Consider the following 24300-nt stretch of genomic DNA (forward strand, 5'->3'; position numbering starts at 1 on the left):
TGCCCTTGCGCAGAACCAACTACTCTTAAGCTCAGGCCATCCAAAAAGGGGAGAGCCGGTACACCGGCGTGCGGGTCATCGGTAGCGCTTCAAGGGTGTTCTGGGGGGTACACAGCGGCCGGCGAAATCCGGCAGCTGCCAGCATCAACTGATTGATCCGGCGTCGGCTCCACGTATCGAGCGAGGTGACGTCATGAGTATTTTTAGCCACTTCCAACAACGTTTCGAGTCAACCCGTCAGGAAGAATTGACGCTGCAGGAATACCTGGAGCTGTGCAAGCAGGACCGCAGCGCGTACGCCTCGGCGGCCGAACGGCTGTTGCTGGCCATCGGTGAACCGGAGGTGATTGATACCTCCACCAACTCACGGCTGTCGCGCATCTTCTCCAACAAGGTGATCCGGCGCTATCCGGCCTTTGCCGACTTCCATGGCATGGAAGAGTGCATCGATCAGATAGTCTCCTACTTCCGCCATGCTGCGCAGGGTCTGGAAGAGAAGAAACAGATCCTTTATTTGCTCGGTCCGGTAGGTGGCGGTAAGTCGTCGCTGGCCGAGAAGCTCAAGCAACTGATCGAAAAAGTACCGTTCTATGCGATCAAGGGCTCGCCGGTCTTCGAGTCGCCGCTGGGTCTGTTCAATGCGACAGAAGACGGCGCCATTCTCGAAGAAGACTTCGGCATCCCACGGCGTTATCTGAACACCATCATGTCGCCCTGGGCGACCAAGCGGCTGGCTGAGTTCGGGGGCGACATCAGCCAGTTCAAGGTGGTCAAGCTGTACCCGTCGATCCTCAATCAGATCGCCGTGGCCAAGACCGAACCCGGTGACGAAAACAACCAGGACATCTCGGCACTGGTCGGCAAGGTGGATATCCGCAAGCTCGAAGAATTCCCGCAGAACGACGCCGACGCCTACAGCTACTCGGGCGCATTGTGCCGGGCCAACCAGGGCCTGATGGAATTCGTCGAGATGTTCAAGGCGCCGATCAAGGTCCTGCACCCACTGCTGACAGCTACTCAGGAAGGTAACTACAACAGTACCGAAGGCCTGGGGGCGATCCCCTACTCCGGGATTCTGCTGGCTCACTCCAACGAATCGGAGTGGCACACCTTCCGTAACAACAAGAACAACGAAGCGTTCATCGACCGGATCTACATCGTCAAGGTGCCGTACTGCCTGCGCGTCAGTGACGAGATCAAAATTTACGACAAGCTGCTGTTCAACAGCTCGCTGGCCAAGGCGCATTGCGCGCCCGATACCTTGAAGATGCTGGCCCAGTTCACTGTGCTGTCGCGCCTCAAGGAGCCGGAAAACTCCAACATCTACTCGAAGATGCGCGTCTACGACGGCGAGAACCTAAAGGACACCGATCCAAAAGCCAAGTCGATCCAGGAGTACCGCGATTCGGCCGGTGTCGACGAGGGCATGAACGGTCTGTCGACCCGCTTCGCGTTCAAGATCCTGTCCAAGGTGTTCAACTTCGACGCCCACGAGGTAGCGGCCAACCCGGTGCACCTGCTGTATGTACTGGAGCAGCAGATCGAGCAGGAGCAATTCCCGGCCGAGGTGCGTGAACGCTATCTGCGCTTCCTCAAAGAGTACCTGGCACCGCGCTACATCGAGTTCATCGGCAAGGAAATCCAGACCGCCTACCTCGAGTCCTACAGCGAGTACGGCCAGAACATCTTCGACCGTTATGTGCTGTACGCAGACTTCTGGATTCAGGACCAGGAGTACCGCGACCCGGAAACCGGCGAAATCCTCAACCGGATTGCCCTCAACGAGGAGCTGGAGAAGATCGAGAAACCGGCCGGCATCAGCAATCCGAAGGACTTCCGCAACGAGATCGTCAACTTCGTGTTGCGTGCCCGCGCCAACAACAACGGCAAAAACCCGACCTGGCTCAGCTACGAAAAACTGCGGGTGGTGATCGAGAAGAAAATGTTCTCCAACACCGAAGACCTGCTGCCGGTCATCAGCTTCAACGCCAAGGCCAGCAAAGAGGACCAGCAGAAGCACAACGACTTCGTCACCCGGATGGTGGAGCGTGGCTACACCGACAAGCAGGTGCGCCTGCTTTCGGAATGGTACCTGCGGGTCAGGAAATCGCAGTAAGCGGCTAGCTAGACGGCCCAGATCGCACGCTGTGCAGCGCACCGTTTCGACGTTGCGCCACAGCCTGCGGTACTGGTGGTGGCTGTTTCGTGCAGCGTCAAGCCTGCAGCTGTTGTCAGCGGAGAGACCATGAGCTACGTAATCGACCGACGCCTGAACGGCAAGAACAAGAGCACGGTCAACCGCCAGCGTTTTCTGCGCCGGTACCGTGACCACATCAAGAAGGCCGTCGAAGAGGCGGTGAGTCGTCGTTCCATCATGGACATGGAGCACGGCGAGCAGATCAGCATCCCCGGGCGTGATATCGACGAACCGGTGCTTCATCATGGCCGCGGCGGCAAGCAGACCGTGGTCCATCCAGGCAACAAGGAATTCACCGCCGGTGAACACATCGCGCGGCCGCAAGGCGGCGCCGGAGGTGGCGGCGGACGTGGCAAAGCGGGTAATTCCGGCGACGGCATGGACGACTTCGTATTCCAGATCACTCAGGAAGAGTTTCTCGAGTTCATGTTCGAGGACCTCGAGCTACCCAACCTGGTCAAACGCCAGCTGACCGGCACCGAGACTTACAAGACCGTCCGCGCCGGGATCAGCAACGAAGGCAACCCGGCACGCATCAACATCATCCGCACCCTGCGCTCGGCCCATGCCCGGCGCATCGCCCTGACCGGCAGCAGCCGCGCTCTGTTGCGTGAGGCCAAGGCGGAGCTGGCACGACTGAAAGTCGAAGAACCAGACAATTTCACCGATATCCAGGCAGTCGAAGCCGAAATCCAGCGGTTGAGCGCCCGGATCAACCGCCTGCCCTTCCTCGACACCTTCGACCTCAAGTACAACCTGCTGGTGAAGCAACCCAGTCCCAGCTCCAAGGCGGTGATGTTCTGCTTGATGGACGTGTCCGGCTCGATGACCCAGGCCACCAAGGACATCGCTAAGCGCTTCTTCATCCTGTTGTATCTGTTTCTCAAGCGTAACTACGACCGCATCGACGTAGTGTTCATACGTCACCACACCAGTGCCCGCGAAGTCGACGAAGAAGAGTTCTTCTATTCGCGCGAAACCGGCGGCACCATCGTCTCCAGTGCGCTCAAACTGATGCAGGAGATCATGGCCGAACGTTATCCGACCAACGACTGGAACATCTACGCCGCGCAAGCTTCGGACGGGGACAACTGGAACGACGATTCGCCGATCTGCCGCGAGATCCTCTCCAAGCAGATCATGCCGCATGTGCAGTACTACACTTACGTTGAAATTACCCCACGTGAGCACCAGGCGCTGTGGTACGAGTACGAGCGCATCGGCGATTCGTTCCCGGATACCTTTGCCCAGCAGCAGTTGGTCTCGGCCGGTGATATCTATCCGGTCTTCCGTGAACTCTTCCAGCGCAGGTTAGCCACATGACCGCCAGAGCACAGAGACGCCAACCGATTTCCACCGGGTCCGAGTGGACGTTCGACCTGATCCAGACTTACGACCGCGAAATCGGTCGGCTGGCCGAGCGTTACGCGCTGGACACTTACCCCAACCAGATCGAGGTCATCACTGCCGAGCAGATGATGGATGCCTATGCCTCGATCGGCATGCCGCTCGGTTACCACCACTGGTCCTACGGCAAGCAGTTCCTCAGCACCGAGAAGTCCTACAGCCGGGGGCAGATGGGCCTCGCTTACGAGATCGTGATCAACTCCGACCCGTGCATCGCCTACCTGATGGAAGAAAACACCATGTGCATGCAGGCACTGGTGATTGCTCACGCCTGCTACGGCCACAACAGCTTCTTCAAGGGTAACTACCTGTTCCGCACCTGGACCGATGCCAGCTCGATCATCGATTACCTGGTGTTCGCCAAGCAGTACATCGCCCAGTGTGAAGAGCGCCATGGCATCGACGCAGTGGAGGACCTGATCGACTCCTGCCACGCCTTGATGAATTACGGCGTGGACCGCTACAAACGCCCCTACCCGATTTCCGCCGAGGAAGAGCGCCGCCGGCAAAAGGACCGTGAAGAACACCTGCAACGCCAGATCAACGACTTGTGGCGGACCATCCCCAAAGGCGCCGACAAGGGCAACGACCGCGACGACGCGCGCTTCCCGGCCGAACCGCAGGAGAACATCCTCTATTTCATCGAGAAGCACGCCCCATTGCTTGAGCCTTGGCAGCGTGAAGTGGTGCGCATCGTGCGCAAGATTGCCCAGTACTTCTATCCACAGCGCCAGACCCAGGTGATGAACGAAGGCTGGGCAACCTTCTGGCATTACACCTTGATGAATGACCTCTACGACGAAGGCCTGGTTACTGAAGGCTTCATGATGGAGTTTTTGCAGTCGCACACCAGCGTGGTATTCCAGCCCGGCTTCGACAGCCCTTACTACAGTGGCATCAACCCCTACGCCCTGGGCTTTGCCATGTACGTCGATATTCGGCGTATGTGTGAACACCCAACTGATGAAGATCGCCGCTGGTTCCCTGAAATTGCCGGCAGCGATTGGTTGTCTACCATCAAGTTCGCCATGAGCAGTTTCAAGGATGAGAGCTTCATTCTGCAGTACCTGTCACCCAAGGTAATCCGCGACCTGAAGCTGTTCAGCATCCTTGACGACGACCAGCGTGATGACCTGCTGGTGCCTGCAATCCACGACGAAGACGGCTACCGCACCATCCGCGAACAACTGGCATCGCAGTACAACCTTGGCAACCGCGAACCGAACGTGCAGATCTGGAGCATCGACCGCCGCGGCGACCGCTCGCTGACCCTGCGCCACCAGCAGCACAACCGCAAACCACTGGGCGACTCCACCGAAGAAGTCCTCAAGCACCTGCACCGTTTGTGGGGCTTCGATATCCATCTGGAAACCGTGCAAGGTGACCAAATCATGAAGACCCATCACATGCCGCCACGGGGCGAACACGGCGACCCCGGGGACTACGGCCGGATGGACCTGGCGGTGATCCACCACCTCTAGCCCAGCCACCTCCATTGCTGTCGACAGGGTATCCTGTCGCCAGCAATGGAGGTTCTACATGCAGATTTACAAAGTCGGCGGCGCCGTGCGCGACCGCCTGCTCGGCTTGCCGGTAAGCGATGTCGACTGGCTGGTGGTGGGTGCAACGGTCGAGCAGATGCAAGCGCTGGGATATCGCCCGGTCGGTGCTGATTTCCCGGTCTTTATCCACCCGAAAACCGGCGAGGAGTACGCACTTGCGCGCACCGAACGCAAGAGCGGACGCGGCTATGGCGGCTTTACCTTTCACGCCAGCCCCGAAGTTACGCTCGAAGAAGACCTGATCCGCCGCGATCTGACCATCAATGCCATGGCCGAAGACCTGCAGGGCAACCTATACGATCCCTACAACGGCCAGAGTGACCTCGAACAGCGCATCCTGCGCCATGTATCTCCGGCGTTCGCCGAAGATCCCCTGCGCGTGCTGCGGGTTGCGCGGTTCGCTGCGCGCTATGCCGCTTTGGGCTTCACGGTGGCCGCCCAGACGCTTGAGCTGATGCGCCAGATCACCGAGTCCGGTGAACTGCAGGCGCTGACTGCCGAACGCAGCTGGAAGGAGATCGAACGGGCCCTGATGGAAGATCAGCCACAGGTATTCATTGAAGTGCTGCGGGCCTGCGGCGCGCTCAAAGAGCTGCTACCCGAGCTGGATTCGCTGTTTGCCACGCCAGGTGAACGCGGCCAGGCCACCTTGGCCGTGTTGGCCCACGCCGCAGCCCATGAACAGCCACTGCACGTACGCTGGGCCTGCCTGACCCATGATCTGGGTGCAGCCATCAAAGCCGTCGGCCAGCGTTTCAAGGCACCTCGTGAATGCCAGGAACTCGCCTGCCTGGTAGGCGAATGGCAGCATCACTACCAGCAGGCAGCAGCGCTGGATGCCAGCACGTTGCTGAATATTTTGCAGAAGTTCGACGTCTATCGCCGTCCGCAGCGCCTGGAAGACTTCATCGCAGTCTGCGAGATGATTGCCCATGGACACTCGCTGCATGACTGCTCGCAGAGTGCCTACCTGCGCGGAGCAGCTGCAGCCGCGAAAGCCGTAGAAGTGAAAGATCTGGTCCAGCAAGGCCTGACCGGGCAAGCGCTGGGCGAGGCGGTCAAAGCCCAGCGATTGTCGGCACTGGAAGCCTATACCCAGCGCTGAATGCCGCTGTGACTGCGGCTTAGGTCCGGGTCAACTGCAAGCCGCGCCATTCAAACGGCACGGGTGCCAATATCTGATCGATGTTGGCATCCTGCCACAGCTGGGCCATGCGCTTGCCCTCACCGGGATGGACCAGCTGCGGCGCGATCTGCGACAACGGCAGCAGCACAAAGGCGTTCTTCAGAATCTCCGCCCGCGGCAATTCCAGGCCATCGAAGCTACCGTGCAGATCGTCATACATCAGCACATCGATATCCAGCGGCAAGCCCTTGCGCTCAGGCGCGTAGCGGCCGTTCTCCGCCTCGATCAACTTCAGCCGACGGTCCAGCTCGAGCAGCGGCAGGTCGGTTTGCCCGGTCACCACCAGGTTGTAGAACGGACCACTCTTGATCCCCACCGCCTGGCTTTCGAATACTGCCGAGCAACGCATGTCGCCGAGAAAGCTGGCCAGCGCGTCGAGCCCCGCACACAAGTGCCGCTCGCGCTCAACATTGCTGCCCAGCCCCAGATATACCGTGCTCAGAGACATCCGCGCTCGATCTCCACGCCAACACCACCACGGGCCGCCGGCACCGCGCCCGGCTTGGTCAGTTTCAGGCGTATCCAAGGGATATTGAATTCGGCCATCAACAGCGCGACCAGGCGCTCGGCGAAGGTTTCTACCAGTTCGAACCGCGCCTGTTCGGCAAAGGCCTGAATGCGCGCCGTGATGGTGGCGTAGCACAGGGCCAGGTTGAGGTCGTCAGTGGCGGCCGCAGGGCGGTTGTCCCACGCCAGACTCAGGTCCAGGCGCAGGCACTGGCGAATCTCCCGCTCCCAGTCGTAGGCGCCGATTACCGTATCGACTTCCAGGCCTTCGATGAACACTCTGTCCAAGCACTTCTCTCCACAGCACGACAAGGGCGACTGGCGCCGTTAGAATCAAGGCGTCCTCGCCCGGAATAGTTAGCATGTTTTGGTTATTGGCGATGCTCGCCTACCTGCTTGGCTCGCTGTCCTTTGCCATTGTTCTGAGCCGCCTCAGCGGTAACCCCGACCCTCGCTCAAGCGGTTCGGGCAATGCCGGGGCGACCAACATGCTGCGCCTGGCTGGGCGCAAGATGGCGATCCTGACCCTGCTGGGCGACCTGTGCAAGGGCATCGTGCCCGTGCTGCTGGCCGAGCAAGCCGGGCTGGGCCTGCAACAGCAAGCCTGGATCGGCCTGTGCGCGGTCATCGGCCACCTGTTCCCGGTGTACTTTCGCTTCCGTGGCGGCAAGGGCGTAGCCACTGCCGCCGGCGTGCTCCTGGCCCTGTACATTCCAGCTGCCTTGCTGGCTATCACGGCCTGGCTGATGACCTTCTACCTGACCCGCACCAGCTCGCTCGCCGCATTGATCGCCACTCCGCTGACCCTGCCATTGCTGGCCTGGCGCGAGCCGGCGGCGCTGCTGCCGATGAGTGTGCTGACGCTACTCATCGTCTGGCGCCATCGGCGCAACCTGCGCGACCTGTTCGCTGGCCGCGAACGGCATTTCTGACGCCGCCCCAACCCTTAAAAAAACCGATCAGATCGGCGGCAACTGCTCCATCGGCCAGCGCGCCTGCACGCTGATCGCCAGATCCTGCTGCTGCCCGGCCAGCAAACGCTGACAACCGGCATAGGCGATCATCGCGCCGTTGTCAGTGCAAAAGCGCGGACGCGCGTAGTAAACATTGCCCTTGATCGTTGCCAGCATGCCTTCCAGCGATGCGCGCAACGCGGTATTGGCACTGACCCCGCCGGCAATCACCAGGCGCTTGAGGCCGGTCTGCTGCAGGGCGCGCTTGCACTTGATGGTCAGAGTGTCGACTACCGCCTGCTGGAACGCCAGCGACACGTCGCAACGGGTTTGCTCGGTGTCGTCACCGGCATCACGGCACTTGTTCCAGGTGTTCAGCGCTGAGGTCTTGAGGCCACTGAAGCTGAATTCCAGCCCAGGGCGGTCGGTCATCGGCCGCGGGAACGTGAAGCGCCCCGGCACACCCTGCTCGGCCAGGCGGGCAATTTCCGGGCCGCCGGGGTAATTCAGGCCGATCAGCTTGGCAGTCTTGTCGAAGGCCTCGCCGGCGGCATCGTCCAGGCTCTCGCCGAGCAACTGGTACTGGCCGATGCCATCGACCCGAACCAGCTGCGTATGGCCGCCGGACACCAACAAAGCGACGAACGGGAATTGCGGCGGCTGCTCTTCGAGCATCGGCGCGAGCAGGTGACCCTCCATGTGATGCACGCCGATTGCCGGGATATCCCAGGCAAATGCCATCGACTGCGCGCAGGAGGCGCCCACCAGCAGCGCGCCGACCAGGCCCGGGCCTGCGGTGTAGGCGATTGCGTCGATATCGCTGGCCACTGCGCCGGCATCCGCCAGCACTTCGCGGATCAACGGCAGCATGCGCTTGACGTGATCGCGCGAGGCGAGCTCGGGCACAACGCCGCCGTAGGCGCGGTGCAGGTCGATTTGACTGAACAGTGCATCAGCGAGCAAACCGCGTTCACTGTCGTATAATGCGACGCCGGTCTCATCGCAGGATGTTTCCAATCCCAGTACTAGCATGGGTCTGTGCCTTGTTTAGGCTGAATTCGAAGGCGCGCATGATAGTCCCCGTGCCCAGTGCCGACCAGCGGTTTTCGATCAGAGGCTTTGCATTCCGGTCAGCTTAGCGTTAACATCCGCAACCCTTGAAAACCGACGTTCTCCAGCGCATCTTTATTTTTGTCAGGAGCACGTCTACCCCGGTAACGAACGAAGGTAGCCCTGGATGCCAGCCGTCAAAGTAAAAGAGAACGAACCCTTCGACGTAGCTCTGCGTCGTTTTAAGCGCTCCTGCGAAAAAGCCGGTGTACTGGCTGAAGTGCGTAGCCGCGAGTTTTACGAAAAGCCAACTTCCGAGCGTAAGCGCAAGGCTGCTGCTGCAGTCAAGCGTCACGCGAAGAAAGTGCAGCGCGAACAGCGCCGCGCCGTTCGCCTGTACTAATACAGACGTTCGTCGCAAAGCTTCTGCCCTGCCCGGCTAACCCCGGGCAGTTGGCAGCAGCAGCTTCAAACCTCAGGCGCGAGCCCGAGGCGCCAGCTACCTAGAGCAGCCGGCAACCGTAACACACGTCAGAACTGGTCCTCGCGACCAGGCGTGCCGTCCCTGTCTGACGAGCCCTTGTGGCTGGCGACGCGCACACTCCCCTCGCTTGACCCTCACTGCATCGCACCGCACCCATCATTCCCGCACCCTTGCGTTAGCGATTAGACTTGCCGACTGCACGATGACGAGACTGCCATGGCCGGGCTGATTCCCCAGAGCTTCATTGACGACCTGCTTAACCGCACCGACATAGTCGACGTGGTGAGTTCGCGCGTCCAGCTGAAAAAAACCGGCAAGAACTACTCCGCCTGCTGCCCGTTCCACAAAGAAAAATCGCCGTCGTTCACGGTCAGCCCCGACAAGCAGTTCTATTACTGCTTCGGTTGCGGCGCCGGCGGTAACGCGCTCGGCTTCGTCATGGACCACGACAACCTGGACTTCCCCCAGGCCGTCGAAGACCTCGCCCGCAGTGCCGGCATGGAAGTCCCGCGCGAAGAAGGCCGGCGTGGCAACAAGCCACGTCAACCGACCGACTCGCCGCTGTACCCTTTGCTGGAAGCTGCCGCCGAATACTACCGCCAGGCGCTGCGCAGCCATCAGACGCGCAAGGCGGCCGTTGATTACCTAAAGGGTCGTGGCCTGTCCGGCGAAATCGCCCGTGATTTCAGCTTGGGCTTCGCCCCGCCCGGCTGGGACAACCTGATGAAGCACCTGGGTGCCGACAGCCTGCAGCAAAAGGTCATGATCGATGCCGGCCTGCTGATCGAGAATGCCGAGAGTGGCAAGCGCTACGACCGCTTCCGCGACCGGGTGATGTTCCCGATCCGCGACAGCCGTGGCCGGATCATCGCCTTTGGCGGCCGCGTGCTGGGTGACGACAAGCCCAAGTACCTGAACTCGCCGGAGACCCCGGTATTTCACAAAGGCCAGGAGCTGTACGGCCTGTATGAAGCGCGCAAGCACAACCGCAGCCTCGACGAAATCATCGTCGTCGAAGGCTACATGGATGTCATCGCCTTGGCTCAGCAAGGCCTGCGCAATGCCGTAGCGACCCTCGGCACTGCCACCAGCGAAGAGCACCTCAAGCGCCTGTTCCGGGTAGTGCCCAGCGTGCTGTTCTGCTTTGACGGCGATCAGGCCGGTCGCAAGGCAGCCTGGCGTGCACTGGAGTCGACGCTGTCGAGCCTGCAGGACGGTCGCCGCGCACGCTTTCTGTTCCTGCCCGAAGGCGAAGACCCGGACAGCCTGGTCCGTGCCGAGGGCACCGACGCGTTCCGCGCGCGCATCATTCAGCACGCACAACCGCTGGCGGATTACTTTTTCGAGCAATTGAGCAACGAAGCCGATCCTCGCTCACTGGAAGGCAAGGCGCACATGGCGACCCTGGCTGCACCGCTGATCGAAAAAGTCCCCGGCGCCAACCTGCGCCAATTGATGCGCAACCGCCTCAAGGAAATCACCGGGCTGGATACTCAGCAGGTCGAGCAACTGACGCAGAACGCGCCAGCGGCCAGCGTGCCCGATTACGACCCAGGCTTCGACTACGACGCCATGGCCAGCTACACCCCCGACTATGCCGACGCGCACCAGCCCGACTACGGCGCGCAGCAAGAGCAGCGGCCATGGACGCCGAACAAAGGTGCCGGCAAAAAGCAGTGGGAGAAAAAACCCTGGGACAAGAAAGGCGGCAAACCCTGGCAACGGGATGGCCAGCGCGAGGCGCCGCCACGGGTGCCGGCGCCGGTCGAACCGCCAACGCTGTCGGCCTTGCGCACCCTGCTGCATTACCCGCTGCTGGCTGGCAAGGTCGAAGACGCCAGCCATTTCGCCGATGAAGAGCATGTGTACAACCAGCTGCTGATTTCGCTGATCGAAGCTGCACAGAAGAATCCTAAGCTAAGCTCAATGCAACTGATTGCACGCTGGCACGGCACTGACCAGGGGCGCTTATTGCGCGCCTTGGCAGAAAAGGAATGGCTGATCGATGCCGATAACCTTGAACAACAGTTTTTCGACACCATTACTAGCTTATCCGCCCGCCAACGCGAGCGCAGCCTGGAACATCTGATGCGCAAAGCGCGTCAAAGTGACTTGAGTCCAGAGGAAAAATCTCAGCTTTTGGCCCTGCTGAGCCGCAAAGTTCCTGCACAAAACCCGACCTCATCTGGCGCGTGAGGCCCTTATTCGGGTATAATCCTCGGCTTGTTTTTTTGCCCGCCAAGACCTTCAGTGGATAGGGTGTTATGTCCGGAAAAGCGCAACAGCAATCTCGTATCAAAGAGTTGATCACCCGCGGTCGTGAGCAGGGCTACCTGACTTACGCGGAGGTCAACGACCATCTGCCTGAGGATATTTCAGATCCAGAGCAGGTGGAAGACATCATCCGCATGATCAACGACATGGGGATCAACGTATTCGAGACTGCTCCGGATGCGGATGCCCTGTTGTTGGCGGAAGCCGACACTGATGAGGCCGCAGCCGAAGAAGCCGCCGCAGCACTGGCTGCTGTCGAGACCGATATCGGCCGCACGACCGACCCGGTGCGCATGTACATGCGCGAAATGGGTACTGTCGAGCTGCTGACCCGCGAAGGCGAGATCGAAATCGCCAAGCGGATCGAGGAAGGCATTCGTGAGGTCATGGGGGCTATCTCCCATTTCCCGGGTACTGTCGACTACATCCTCGGCGAATACACCCGCGTCACCACCGAAGGTGGTCGCCTGTCCGACGTATTCAGCGGTTACATCGACCCTGATGACAATATCGCCACGCCGTCCGAAGAAGCCCCGCAGCTAGGCGCCAAAAACGCCGCTGCAGCCAAGGACGACGAGGAAGAGGACGAAGAGAAAGACGACAGCGAGGAAGAGGAAGAGACCGAAAGCGGTCCCGACCCAGTCCTCGCCCAGCAGCGCTTCGGCGCCGTGTCCGATCAGCTCGCGATTACCCTCAAAGTGCTCAAGAAGCACGGTCGCAGCCATGCCGAAAGCATTGGCGCGATGCAGGTTCTGGCCGAGCTGTTCATGCCGATCAAGCTGGTGCCCAAGCAGTTCGAGGTGCTCGTCGAGCGCGTTCGTGGTGCCTTGGACCGTCTGCGTCAGCAAGAACGCGCAATCATGCAGCTGTGCGTACGTGATGCGCGCATGCCGCGTGCCGACTTCCTGCGCCTGTTCCCGGGCAACGAAGTCGACCAGACCTGGAGCGGTGACCTCTCCAAGCGCAGCACCAAGTGGGCTGCAGCGCTGGGCGAAAAGAACGATGCCATCGTCGCCTGCCAGCAGAAGCTGGTAGACCTTGAAAACGAAACCGGTCTGACCGTTGCCGAAATCAAGGACATCAACCGTCGCATGTCGATCGGCGAGGCCAAGGCCCGTCGCGCCAAGAAAGAGATGGTCGAGGCCAACCTGCGTCTGGTGATTTCGATCGCCAAGAAGTACACCAACCGTGGCCTGCAATTCCTCGATCTGATCCAGGAAGGCAACATCGGCTTGATGAAGGCGGTCGACAAGTTCGAATACCGTCGTGGTTACAAGTTCTCGACGTACGCCACCTGGTGGATTCGTCAGGCCATTACCCGCTCGATCGCCGACCAGGCACGCACCATCCGTATTCCGGTGCATATGATCGAGACGATCAACAAGCTCAACCGTATTTCCCGGCAGATGCTGCAGGAAATGGGTCGCGAACCGACCCCGGAAGAGCTTGGCGAGCGTATGGAGATGCCTGAGGACAAGATCCGCAAGGTGCTGAAAATCGCCAAAGAGCCAATCTCCATGGAGACGCCGATTGGTGATGACGAAGATTCGCACCTGGGTGACTTCATCGAAGACTCGACCATGCAGTCGCCAATCGATGTAGCTACCGTCGAGAGCCTCAAGGAAGCGACTCGTGATGTTCTGGGCGGCCTGACCGCACGCGAAGCCAAAGTGCTGCGCATGCGTTTCGGTATCGACATGAACACCGACCACACCCTTGAAGAGGTCGGCAAACAATTCGACGTAACCCGTGAGCGGATTCGTCAGATTGAAGCCAAGGCGCTGCGCAAGTTGCGCCACCCGACCAGAAGCGAGCATCTACGCTCCTTCCTCGACGAGTGATGACAAACCCCGGCCCAGGCCGGGGTTTTTCTTGGCCATCGAAAAAGTGCCAGCACTGACCGCGCAGTTGTCGGGGCAATCCCGCCAGCTGTTGAATTCCTGCCGAAGTTAATCGTCTTACCCTCACACCCCGCAGCAATGCACGGCTACACTCGAATTCAGACTATCTGCCTAGAGGCTGCTATGCCGAAAATGCCGGCCCTACTGTTGCTGATCCTGTTTTACTGGAGCGCAACGGCCGGCGCCCTGACCCTGACCGAAGACGAGCAAGCCTGGCTCAGCGCCCATCCACAGCTGCGCCTGGGCGTGGACGCATCCTGGCCCCCGTTCGAGTTTCGCGATCAGGAGGGCCTCTACCAGGGACTGGCCGCCGATTACATCAATGTGATCCAGGAACGTCTTGGCGTCACCCTCAAGCCGACCGAGCCAAAAACCTGGAGCGAGGTGCTTGAGCTTGCCCGCAACAATCAACTCGATCTGCTGCCGGGCGTGATGTCGACCCCGGAACGGCAGAACTACCTGTCCTTCACCCGCCCATACCTGGACTTCCCGATCGTTATTCTGGCCCATGAGGGCGGTCGCCAACCGCGCACCCTCAAGGATCTGTACGGGCTGAAGATCGCGGTGGTGGAAAACTACGCGCCCCATGAACTGCTGCGCACCCACCACCCCGACCTCAATCTGGTTGCCCTGCCCAATGTCAGCTCGGCCCTGCAAGCCTTGGCGACCGACGAAGTGGACGCCGTGGTCGGTGACCTTGCTTCAAGCATCTGGAGCCTGCGCGAGCTCAAGCTCGATGGCCTCTACGTCAGCGGCGAAACACCCTACCGCTACCAGTTGGCAATGGGCGTACCCCGGGACAACAAGCAACTGGTGGCCATCCTCGACAAAGTCATCGCCGATATGAGCAGCGATGAAGTCAATGACATCCAGCAGCGCTGGGTCGGCAACGTCGTCGATCAGCGCAGCTTCTGGCACGACATGCTGCTCTATGGCCTGCCGACAGTTGTGCTGCTGATGCTGGTTCTCGCTGCCGTCATCCGCATCAATCGCCGGCTCAGCTCGGAAATATCCCGGCGCATAGCGCTTGAACAGGAACTGCGCAGCAGCGAATACCATTACCGCAGCCTGGTCGAAAGCCTGTCGGCGGTCGCATGGGAAGCCGACGCCAACGATTTCACCTACAGCTACGTCTCGCCCCACGCCGAAGACCTGCTCGGTTACAGCCTGGGAGACTGGCTCAGACCCGGTTTCTGGAGCAGCATCGTGCATCCCGAGGACGCGCTCTGGGCCAAGGCTTACTGCGACAGCGAAACTGCCGCCGGCCGCGATCACAGCCTCGACTACCGCGTGATCCGCGCCGATGGCCATACGCTGTGGGTGCGCGATATCGTCAGCATGATCGAGCAGGGCCAGCGCTCGGTGATGCGCGGCCTGATGATCGATATCAGCGAGACCAAGCGTACCGAGCATGCCTTGCGTCTGTCCGAGCAGAAGTTTGCTTCGGTGTTCCAGCAATGCCCGGATATCCTCCTGATTGCTCGGCACAGCGATGGCTGCCTGCTTGAGGTCAACGAAGCATTCGAGGAGCAGATCGGCCTCGGCCCCAATCAGGTAATCGGCCGCACCGCTACCGAGCTTGGCCTGTGGGGCGTCAGCGGCAGCGGCCCGAGCGTACTGGAACGCTTGCACCTGGGCGGTATTCGCAACCTCGAGATGAGCTTCCGGCGCAGCAACGGCGAGTTGTTCACCGGCCTCACCTCGGCGGAGACCTTCGACCTCGACGGCACCCCGGCGCTGGTCGTGGCCGTACGCGACATCAGCCAGCTGAAGGAAACCCAGCAGCGCCTGCAGATCTCCGAAGAGAAATTCGCCAAGGCCTTCCACGCCTCGCCCGACGGCTTGCTGCTGTCCAGGCAGAGCGACGGCCTCTTGCTCGAGGTCAACGAAGGCTTCTGCCGCCTGACCGGCTACAACCTTGACCCGCGCCTTGACCAAACCTCGCTGGACCTGGGCATCTGGGTCGACCTCAACGAACGCAAGCTGCTGCTGAGCAAACTCAAGAAAGACGGCTTCGTGCGTGATTTCAGCTGCCACATTCGCCGCAGCGATGGTCAGATTCGCCTCTGTGAGCTGTCCGCCAGACCGCTGCCGATTGCCGGCGCCGACTGCATGCTGACTATCGCCCGCGACATCACCGAACGCCATCTCATGCAGGAAAAACTGCAACTGGCCGCCACTGTGTTTGAAAACACTGCCGAAGGTGTGTTGATCACCGACACCGATCAGCGCATCACTGCGGTCAACCGGGCATTCAGCGAGATCACCGGTTACAGCGAGATCGAAGCCCTCGGTCAGACCCCGCGCCTGCTCGCCTCTGGCCAGCATGACAGCGCCTTCTACGTTGCCATGTGGCACCAGCTGACTGCCGAAGGCCACTGGCAAGGCGAGATCTTCAACAAGCGCAAGAACAGCGACCTGTACCCGAGTTGGCTGACCATCAGCGCGGTGCGTAACAGCGAGCGCGAGATCACTCACTTCGTGGCGGTGTTTGCCGACATCTCCAGCCTCAAGCACGCCCAGGCCAAACTGGATTACCAGGCGCATCACGACCCACTGACCGGCCTGCCCAACCGCGCCCTGTTCGAAAACCGCCTGCATGCCGCGCTGCAGTGCTCGCAGGTGTCCAACCGCCAGGGCGCGGTGCTGTTCCTCGACCTCGATCGCTTCAAGCACATCAACGACAGCCTCGGCCACCCGGTTGGTGACCTGCTGCTCAAGGGCATTGCCCAGCGCCTCAAGGAACAGGTGCGCGACGTCGACACCGTGGCCCGCCTGGGCGGTGACGAATTCATCATTCTGCTGCCTGGTCTGCACAAGCCAAGTGACGCAAGTGCCATCGCCAACAAACTGCTGGCCTGCTTCAGCGCGCCGTTCCAGGCCGGCGAACACGAGTTCTTCACCAGCGCCAGTATCGGCATCAGCCTCTACCCACAAGACGGCAGCGACGTCGCCAGCCTGATCCGCAACGCCGACGCTGCGATGTACCGCTCCAAGGCCAAAGGCCGCAACCGGGTCGAAGCCTACACCCGTGACCTCACGGCCCAGGCCAGCGTGCGCGTGGCCCTGGAAAACGAACTGCGCCGCGCCATCGATCGCAACGAGCTGAGCCTGTGCTACCAGCCCAAGCTCAGCCTCAAGACACAAAACCTGGTCGGTGCTGAAGCCCTGATCCGCTGGAACCACCCAACCTTCGGCGATGTTTCCCCAGAGCATTTCATCCACCTCGCTGAAGAGAACGGCACCATCCTCCAGCTTGGCGACTGGGTACTGGAACAAGCCTGCCGGCAGATGCACCAGTGGCAAAAGCGCTATCAGCCGTTCGGCCCGCTGTCGATCAACCTCGCCGGCGCGCAGATGCGCCAGCCCCACCTGGCCAAGCGCATCGAGCAACTGCTCAAGACCTACCAGCTCAAGGCCGGCGACCTGCAGCTGGAGATCACCGAAAACTTCATCATGAGCCAGGCCGAAGAAGCCCTCAGCGTGCTCCATCAGCTCAAGCAGCTCGGCGTGCAACTGGCGATCGACGACTTCGGCACCGGCTATTCATCCCTGAGCTACCTCAAGCGCCTGCCGCTGGACATCCTCAAGATCGACCAATCGTTCATCCGCGGCCTGCCCGACGACCCGCACGACGCTGCGATCACTCGCGCGATCATCGCCCTCGGCCGGAGCATGCAGCTGACCATCATTGCCGAAGGGGTAGAGAACCAGGCGCAGCAGCATTTCCTCACCGCTGAAGGCTGTGAGCAGATCCAGGGCTACATCGTCAGCTTGCCGCTGCCGCCGGAAGAATTCGCTGCAGGCTTCCTGCGTTTAGCACTATCGGATCTTTCGGATGGCACCCATTCAAAACCCTAGCTATAATCCCCGCCACCTCTGGGGCCTATAGCTCAGTTGGTTAGAGCAGAGGACTCATAATCCTTTGGTCCACGGTTCAAGTCCGTGTGGGCCCACCAAATTGAAAGCCGCGCATTGCGCGGCTTTTTTCGTTTCTGAAATATCACTTACGGCCACGCAGCCGCTTCAGCCAGCACCAGGAAAGGGCAGTCCTCATTGCTAACCGTCGGACCAGCCCGCGCCAATGGCTACTTTGAGCCGAATAGCGTTTTTAATCGGCTCATTCTTGAAAACAGCACGCGTCAGGTGAAATCTACAAATCCCGCAACAACAGCGTCTTGCCCACATTACGCAGCACCTGGCTGTATTGCCGGCGCCAGTTATCGCGCCAGAACGCCGCATCGGCGGCGGTGCCGTCGGTGGAGCGGGCGCGGACGATATCGCTGGCGGCGACTTCTTCGGGTTGTTGCTGGCTCAACATGGGGAAGGCCATGTAACCGCGATAGTGCTGCGCCAAGACCTTGTCCAGAGCAGTGCCCGCGTAACCGCCTTGCTCCAGCAGGCGCTGACAGCCGCGGTTCGACAGCAGATAAGCATGGCTGCCGCGGGCACGCACCCGGGCGATGCCACGGCGCCAAGTCAACCAGACCTTGCCCAGGTTTGCGCCCAGGTAGAACAGCTCTGGATCGGCGCTCTGCAGAAAGCGGTTGACCTGTTCGACCTGAAACGGCTCGAACGCTACCAGAGTGGCGTCGTCCTCGAGAATCAACACGCGCCGACAGCCGCGCTCCAAGGCAATGCGCGCGCAGTGAACATGGGAATCGAAACAGCCCCGTTCAGGGCTGTGCTGATCGCGCTCGACCAGCACATATTCGATCTTCAGCCCGCTGTCTGCGAACTCGTGTTGCAGCAGCAGGCGGCGATCGGCGCGTTCGCGCAAGCTGATGCAAAAAACGCTATCGACCTGCAGCTGTGTAAGGTCCTTGGATCTGGTCATCCTTCCCATCTCTGGAACTGCGTAAAGACTTCAAGGGTTATTGCCAGGCATAACGTCCCGGTTGGCCTGACACCCACTGGCGTGTGAACTGCGATTGATTTCAAAAGTATAGATCAACTGCGCCAGTCTGCCCGCGACTGTGCCGCAGTGGGTTTATCTGCGTTATAAGTGTCGTCACTCAAGTTCCAGCTGCAGAGAGCCGACATGTCGCAACCGCGTCAAATCATCCTCGACGAAATAGATCGCCAGCTGATCGCCCTGCTTCAGATCAACGCCCGCGAAAGCGTCGCCAACCTCGCCCGGCAGCTGGGCATTGCCCGCACCACGGTCAATTCACGCCTGGAGCGCCTGGAAAACAGCAAAGTCATCGCCGGCTACGGCGTACGCCTGGGCCAGCGCCTGATCGGCGGTGGGCTGCAAGCTTATGTCGGGATCAAGGTCCAACCACGCGCGGGCAAGGAGGTGGTGCGGCGGATGACGGCCATGGGCCAGGTGCAACAGCTGTGTGCCGTGAGTGGCGAGTTCGACTACGTGGCGTGGCTGCACAGCGAATCGCCGGAACAGCTGGACCAGTTGCTCGACCAGATCGGCAGCCTGGACGGTGTGGAAAAAACCACCACGTCGATCATCCTCAGCAGCAAGATAGACCGCGGCCAGCCGATCTGAAAGCCACTTAATGCCTTCGTCATAACGACGTCATTAGCCTCAAAGTGACGAAAAAAAGATTAAAACGACGCCAGCATGAGTCTTAATAACGAACTGCGCACACCCTAGAATGATCCCAGGCATTTTCTATACTCACGCTTCGCCCTCCGCGCAGCTCCTGGCAAGGTCATAACATGAACAACAATCGCCACCCCGCCGACGGCAAGAAACCAATCACGATTTTTGGCCCGGACTTCCCCTTCGCTTTCGACGACTGGCTGGAGCATCCGGCCGGTCTGGGCAGTATCCCGCTCGACCGCCAGGGCGAAGAGGTGGCGATTATCGGCGCCGGCATTGCGGGGTTGGTAGCGGCCTACGAGCTGATGAAGCTTGGCCTTAAACCAGTGGTGTATGAAGCGTCGAAAATGGGCGGCCGTCTGCGCTCGCAAGCCTTCAACGGCACCGACGGGATCATCGCCGAGCTGGGCGGCATGCGCTTTCCGGTGTCGTCGACGGCGTTCTACCATTACGTCGACAAGCTGGGCCTGGAAACCAAACCGTTTCCAAACCCGTTGACGCCAGCTTCGCCAAGTACCGTCATCGACCTCGAAGGCCAGACCTACTACGCCGAAAGCGCGGCGGATTTGCCAGCGCTGTTTCAGGAAGTAGCCGACGCCTGGGCCGACGCGCTGGAAAGCGGCGCGCGCTTTGGTGATATCCAGCAGGCCATTCGCGACCGCGATGTGCCGCGCCTCAAGGAGCTGTGGAACACCCTGGTACCGCTGTGGGACGACCGCACGTTCTATGACTTTGTCGCCACTTCCAAGGCCTTCGCCAAGCTCAGCTTCCAGCACCGCGAGGTGTTTGGTCAGGTTGGCTTCGGTACCGGCGGCTGGGACTCGGACTTCCCCAACTCGATGCTGGAAATCTTCCGCGTGGTAATGACCAACTGCGACGATCACCAGCACTTGATCGTCGGCGGTGTCGAGCAGGTGCCTCAAGGCATCTGGCGCCATGTGCCGGAGCGTTGCGCGCACTGGCCGGCAGGCACCAGCCTGAGCTCGCTGCATGGCGGCGCGCCGCGCACCGGGGTCAAACGGATTGCCCGTGCCAGCGATGGCCAACTGGCGGTCACCGATACCTGGGGCGGCTGCCGCCACTACGCCGCTGTGCTGACCACCTGCCAGAGCTGGCTGTTGACCACCCAGATCGACTGTGAAGAGTCGCTGTTCTCGCAGAAGATGTGGATGGCTCTGGACCGCACCCGCTACATGCAATCGTCGAAGACCTTCGTCATGGTCGATCGGCCGTTCTGGAAGGACAAGGACCCGGAAACCGGCCGCGATCTGATGAGCATGACCCTCACCGACCGCCTGACCCGTGGCACCTACCTGTTCGACAACGGCGACGACAAGCCGGGGGTGATCTGCCTGTCCTACGCGTGGATGAGCGACGCCCTGAAGATGCTCCCGCACCCGGTGGAAAAACGCGTGCAGCTGGCACTGGACGCCCTGCACCGGATCTACCCGAACACCGACATTGCCGGACATATCATCGGCGACCCGATCACCATCTCATGGGAGGCCGACCCGTACTTCCTCGGCGCCTTCAAAGGTGCGCTGCCGGGCCACTACCGCTACAACCAGCGGATGTACGCGCACTTCATGCAGGACCACCTGCCGAGCGCGCAACGCGGCATCTTCATCGCCGGTGACGATGTGTCGTGGACCCCGGCCTGGGTCGAAGGCGCGGTGCAGACTTCGCTGAACGCGGTGTGGGGTATCATCAACCACTTCGGCGGCAAGACCCACCCGGAAAACCCCGGCCCAGGTGACGTATTCGACGAGCTTGGGCCGATCGCCCTGCCCGACTGACCAGGAGGCGGCATGCACATCGCTCTGTTCCAAGGCCAGCCCGGCCCCCTCGACCTGGCTGGCAACCTCGAACGCCTGCAGCAGCAGGCGCACCAGGCAGCCGCCAGCGGCGCGCAGTTGCTGGTGTGCCCGGAGATGTTCCTGACCGGCTACAACATCGGCAGTGAACAGGTCGAGCAGCTGGCTGAGGAATCGGACGGGCCCTCGGCCATGGCCGTGGTCGAGATCGCCCAGGGGCTCGGGATTGCCATTGTCTATGGCTATCCCGAGCGCGGCGAAGACGGCGCCATCTACAACAGCGTGCAGTTGATCGACAGCCATGGCCGCAGCCTGGCCAACTACCGCAAGACGCACTTGTTCGGTGAGCTGGACCGGGCCATGTTCGATGCCGGCAGCAATCACTTCCCGGTGGTCGAGCTGAATGGGTGGAAGGTCGGCATGCTGATCTGCTACGACATCGAGTTTGCCGAGAACGCCCGGCGTCTGGCGCTGGATGGCGCCGAGCTGATCCTGGTGCCGACGGCGAACATGAAGCCATACGACTTCGTCTGCCAGGTGACGGTGCGTGCACGCGCCCAGGAAAACCAGTGCTACCTGGTCTACGCCAATTACTGTGGCGCGGAAGGCGATATCCATTATTGCGGGCAGAGCAGCATCATCGGCCCGGACGGCGCTGTGCTGGCGCTGGCTGGAGAAGATGAATGCCAGCTGCACGCGGAGCTGGACAGGCACCAGGTCGTGGCCGGGCGCCAGGCATTCCCGTACTTGCAGGACCTGCGGCGCGACCTGCACCAGCGCTGAGCGTGAATGCGCTAGCATGCGCACTCGCCCCGGGAGAATTCATGCCTGACGCCACTCGCCATCTGACCCTGGCCAACGGCCTGCACCTTACCTTGCGTCACGCGCCGCGCCTCAAGCGTGCGGCGGCGGCTTTGCGCGTGCATGCGGGCAGCCATGATGCAGCGACGCGCTGGCCTGGCTTGGCGCACTTTCTCGAGCACCTGTTTTTCCTCGGCACCGAGCGTTTCCCGCTGGAGGATGGCCTGATGCGCTACGTTCAGGGCGTTGGCGGCCAGGTCAACGCGGGCACCCGCGAACGCACCACTGACTTTTTCTTCGAAGTGCCGCCCGCTGCACTGGCCGGTGGTCTCGAGCGCCTGTGCCAGATGCTCGCCGAGCCGGACCTGAGCCTAGTGCGGCAAGTCAGTGAGCGCGAGGTGATCCACGCCGAGTTCATCGCCTGGTCGCGCAATCGTGAAGCGCAGGACCAGTTCACGCTGCTCCAGCGGCTAGCGGCGGATCATCCGCTGCGCGCCTTTCATGCGGGCAACCGATACAGCCTGAACCTGCACAATCCGCAGTTTCAGCGCGAGCTCAGGGGCTTTCACCAACGCTTCTATCAGGGCGGGCAAATGGTCCTGAGCCTGTGCGGGCCGCAGTCGTTGGACCAGCTGCAAGCCATGGGCGAGCGCTACGCCAGCGTTTTCGCCAGCGGCCAGCGGGTGATTCAGGCACTGCCACCGGCTTTGAAAGAGCAACTGCTGGTGCCGCCAGCGCCCAAGCACGGCCAACTCGAGCTGCTGTTCGCCCACGATGGATTGCCGGCGGGTGCACAGCAGGCCATGGAATTGCTGCTGGGGTGCATCAGCGACAGCCGCGAAGGCACTTGGCTGGACGCACTGCGCCAACGCGGCTGGGTGCGTGAATGCCAGCCAAAACTGTTGTATGCCTTCGCCGGCCAGTTGCTCTGGACGATACGTCTGCGCTTGACCGACACCGCGCAGGTCGATGAGGTACGAGCGCTGCTGCACGGCTGGTTGCAGTTCATCAGGCAAGCAGACTTCGACGCGTTGAACGCAGCCTATGCTCAGCTGCAACAGCGCCGGGCGATGTCCGCCAGCGCATTGGAGCTGGCGCAGCGAGACAGCCGTGAACACCCGCTGCAAGCACTCGATGCGCAATCGCTCCAGGCCCTGCCTGCAGTATTGGATAGCCTGCCGCTGCAGGCATACGGAAGCTGGCAACTGCCGCCCGCCAATCCTCTGCTGCTCGCGAGCCTGCCCAACACGACGGCAGCGCTACCAGCCGCCCTGAGCATCAGCGCCTGCCTGCCCAGCTCGCGTCAATACGCCGCGCTGTATCTGCGCTGGAGGATCGCAACACCTCTGCGCCAGCGCCTGCACGCAGTGCTGGTCAACGCACTGCGGCCGCTCACCGAGCGCGCCGAGCAGGCCTCGCTACAGATGGACTTCAGCAGCAGCGGCGAGTACTGGCAGTTACGCTGCGCCGGGCTCCCCGCGGCCGTGGTGCGGCTGGTTGAAGAGGCGCTGGCAGTGTTGAACCAACCTGCTGCTGACTGCTGGCAAGCACCCGTAGCGGATGAACCTGCGTTGATTCCGATCAGGGCGCTGCTCAAGCGTTGGCCCGACGAGGTAGCGATTGCGCCTACCGCTCAGCCAGATACTGCCCGAGTGCTGGATCAGGCGATCCTCGACCAAGTCTGGCGGAGCACCAGCTGCCGAGGCCTGGCGGTCGGCTTCGGCGACCCGGAACTGACAGCATTGGGCTCGGCAGTCACCCGCACGATGTGGGACGAGGCTGCCGACCAAGAGCGATTGCTCGGTACTGGCGCTGTACCGGGCAAACGCTGGCTATATGCCGACGTCACAGGCAGCGAACACGCGCTGTTACTTTTCTGTCCGCTGCCGGCGCAGCTACAAGGCGCCGGACGGCTGCTTGCACAACTGCTGCAGGGCCCGGTGTACCAGCGCCTGCGGGTCGAACTGCAATTGGGCTACGCAGTGTTCAGCGCCTTCCGCCAGACCGACGGCATCGGCGGCCTGCTGTTTGGCGTGCAATCGCCCCACGTCCGGCCGGAGCAGATCCTCGCACATCTGCTTGAGGTGTTCAGCGCAGGCGTGACTCTCGACAACGCCGCTCGGCAAGCTTTGGCTGATAGCTTTGACGAGGCAGCGATGCCCGACGCCGAGGTCGCGCAGTGGGCTTGGCAAAGCCACCTGGCCGGTGCAGCGGCCGATCTCGGGGGGCTGCAAGCAGCTATTCTGGACACCGATCAAGCCAGTCTGGACGCCTTGCTGACAGCCCTGATCACGGCCCAGCACGGCTGGTTATGCCTGGCCAACAGCCCAGCGCCTGACTCGCACTGACCGAGATTGTTACTCGCCACGCAACAACCCTTCTCGCAAAATGAACCTTCTGGTACATAATTATCTTGTAAGATAGCGCAACCTCAGCAAATGGAACCTCCTGCCTCAGGGGGTACCAAATAAGTAGCTGACAACCCTCAAGCCCCATCCTGAAGGAGTAATCCCATGTGGACCAAACCTGCTTACACTGATCTGCGTATCGGCTTTGAAGTGACCATGTACTTCGCCAACCGCTAAGCCTGGCTTGCGGTTAGAC

The 24300-nt window shown here is 61.1% G+C and carries 18 protein-coding genes and 1 tRNA gene; 15 read left to right on the forward strand and 4 right to left on the reverse strand.

The annotated features are described in order from the left end of the window. The first annotated feature begins 193 nt into the window (after positions 1–193). From K3F44_RS17390 to K3F44_RS17405, 4 genes are all read left to right on the forward strand, one after another. Positions 194–2116, forward strand: a complete 1923-nt coding sequence (locus K3F44_RS17390) for a PrkA family serine protein kinase (RefSeq protein ID WP_101322393.1) — start codon at positions 194–196, stop codon at positions 2114–2116. Between the two features lie 129 nt (positions 2117–2245). Next, the gene (locus K3F44_RS17395; protein ID WP_101322394.1) at positions 2246–3520 is read left to right on the forward strand and encodes a YeaH/YhbH family protein; all 1275 of its coding nucleotides are present in this window, start codon (positions 2246–2248) and stop codon (positions 3518–3520) included. Beyond that, positions 3517–5085, forward strand: a complete 1569-nt coding sequence (locus K3F44_RS17400; RefSeq protein ID WP_101322395.1) for a SpoVR family protein — start codon at positions 3517–3519, stop codon at positions 5083–5085. Before K3F44_RS17395 ends, K3F44_RS17400 begins: the two co-directional genes overlap by 4 nt. A 58-nt stretch (positions 5086–5143) precedes the next feature. Beyond that, the gene (locus tag K3F44_RS17405) at positions 5144–6271 is read left to right on the forward strand and encodes a multifunctional CCA addition/repair protein (RefSeq protein WP_220632660.1); all 1128 of its coding nucleotides are present in this window, start codon (positions 5144–5146) and stop codon (positions 6269–6271) included. 19 nt (positions 6272–6290) lie between these two features. On the opposite strand, the gene folK is transcribed toward K3F44_RS17405, so the two are convergent. Then, on the reverse strand, positions 6291–6800 hold the full coding sequence (folK, locus tag K3F44_RS17410; RefSeq protein ID WP_150571167.1) for a 2-amino-4-hydroxy-6-hydroxymethyldihydropteridine diphosphokinase: 510 nt from the start codon (positions 6798–6800) through the stop codon (positions 6291–6293). Then, positions 6791–7147: a dihydroneopterin aldolase gene (gene folB, locus K3F44_RS17415; protein ID WP_101322398.1), complete on the reverse strand. Its 357-nt coding sequence runs from the start codon at positions 7145–7147 to the stop codon at positions 6791–6793. Before folB ends, folK begins: the two co-directional genes overlap by 10 nt. A 74-nt stretch (positions 7148–7221) precedes the next feature. On the opposite strand from folB, the gene plsY reads away from it, so the two are divergent. Then, a complete protein-coding gene (gene plsY / locus K3F44_RS17420) occupies positions 7222–7791 on the forward strand; it encodes a glycerol-3-phosphate 1-O-acyltransferase PlsY (RefSeq protein WP_101322399.1) in 570 nt (189 codons plus the stop codon). A gap of 27 nt (positions 7792–7818) precedes the next feature. Here plsY and tsaD read toward each other — a convergent pair whose 3' ends face one another. Continuing rightward, complete coding sequence (gene tsaD / locus K3F44_RS17425) at positions 7819–8844, reverse strand: tRNA (adenosine(37)-N6)-threonylcarbamoyltransferase complex transferase subunit TsaD (protein ID WP_101322400.1); 1026 nt, start codon at positions 8842–8844, stop codon at positions 7819–7821. 205 nt (positions 8845–9049) lie between these two features. Here tsaD and rpsU point away from each other — a divergent pair, with 205 nt between their 5' ends. The 5 genes from rpsU to K3F44_RS17450 all read left to right on the forward strand — a co-directional run bounded on the left by rpsU (position 9050) and on the right by K3F44_RS17450 (position 17480). Further along, positions 9050–9265, forward strand: a complete 216-nt coding sequence (gene rpsU / locus K3F44_RS17430; RefSeq protein ID WP_002551877.1) for a 30S ribosomal protein S21 — start codon at positions 9050–9052, stop codon at positions 9263–9265. Between the two features lie 297 nt (positions 9266–9562). Next, a complete protein-coding gene (gene dnaG, locus K3F44_RS17435; protein WP_150571166.1) occupies positions 9563–11542 on the forward strand; it encodes a DNA primase in 1980 nt (659 codons plus the stop codon). Positions 11543–11610: 68 nt separating this feature from the next. Beyond that, the gene (rpoD, locus tag K3F44_RS17440; RefSeq protein ID WP_101322402.1) at positions 11611–13461 is read left to right on the forward strand and encodes an RNA polymerase sigma factor RpoD; all 1851 of its coding nucleotides are present in this window, start codon (positions 11611–11613) and stop codon (positions 13459–13461) included. Between the two features lie 183 nt (positions 13462–13644). Further along, a complete protein-coding gene (locus K3F44_RS17445; RefSeq protein ID WP_150572895.1) occupies positions 13645–17382 on the forward strand; it encodes a bifunctional diguanylate cyclase/phosphodiesterase in 3738 nt (1245 codons plus the stop codon). 21 nt (positions 17383–17403) lie between these two features. Then, positions 17404–17480: transfer RNA gene (locus K3F44_RS17450), tRNA-Ile, on the forward strand. A 194-nt stretch (positions 17481–17674) separates the two neighbouring features. On the opposite strand, the gene K3F44_RS17455 is transcribed toward K3F44_RS17450, so the two are convergent. After that, positions 17675–18358 carry a hypothetical protein gene (locus K3F44_RS17455; RefSeq protein WP_181108010.1) on the reverse strand — a complete coding sequence of 228 codons (684 nt, stop codon included), beginning with the start codon at positions 18356–18358 and terminating at the stop codon, positions 17675–17677. 204 nt (positions 18359–18562) lie between these two features. On the opposite strand from K3F44_RS17455, the gene K3F44_RS17460 reads away from it, so the two are divergent. The 5 genes from K3F44_RS17460 to pqqA all read left to right on the forward strand — a co-directional run bounded on the left by K3F44_RS17460 (position 18563) and on the right by pqqA (position 24281). Beyond that, positions 18563–19024, forward strand: a complete 462-nt coding sequence (locus tag K3F44_RS17460) for an Lrp/AsnC family transcriptional regulator (protein WP_101322405.1) — start codon at positions 18563–18565, stop codon at positions 19022–19024. A gap of 173 nt (positions 19025–19197) precedes the next feature. After that, a complete protein-coding gene (locus K3F44_RS17465; RefSeq protein WP_220632661.1) occupies positions 19198–20877 on the forward strand; it encodes an NAD(P)/FAD-dependent oxidoreductase in 1680 nt (559 codons plus the stop codon). A gap of 12 nt (positions 20878–20889) precedes the next feature. Further along, entirely contained in the window at positions 20890–21678 is a 789-nt protein-coding gene (locus tag K3F44_RS17470) for a carbon-nitrogen hydrolase family protein (protein ID WP_220632662.1), read from the forward strand. 41 nt (positions 21679–21719) lie between these two features. Beyond that, positions 21720–24044 (forward strand): pyrroloquinoline quinone biosynthesis protein PqqF, encoded by a 2325-nt coding sequence (gene pqqF, locus K3F44_RS17475; RefSeq protein ID WP_220632663.1) that lies wholly within the window; start codon positions 21720–21722, stop codon positions 24042–24044. A 165-nt stretch (positions 24045–24209) separates the two neighbouring features. After that, positions 24210–24281 (forward strand): pyrroloquinoline quinone precursor peptide PqqA, encoded by a 72-nt coding sequence (gene pqqA, locus K3F44_RS17480; protein WP_003243383.1) that lies wholly within the window; start codon positions 24210–24212, stop codon positions 24279–24281. The last annotated feature ends 19 nt before the right edge of the window (positions 24282–24300 follow it).

Origin of the sequence: Pseudomonas sp. S07E 245 (assembly GCF_019599025.1) — a bacterium.
Classification (GTDB): domain Bacteria; phylum Pseudomonadota; class Gammaproteobacteria; order Pseudomonadales; family Pseudomonadaceae; genus Aquipseudomonas; species Aquipseudomonas shirazensis.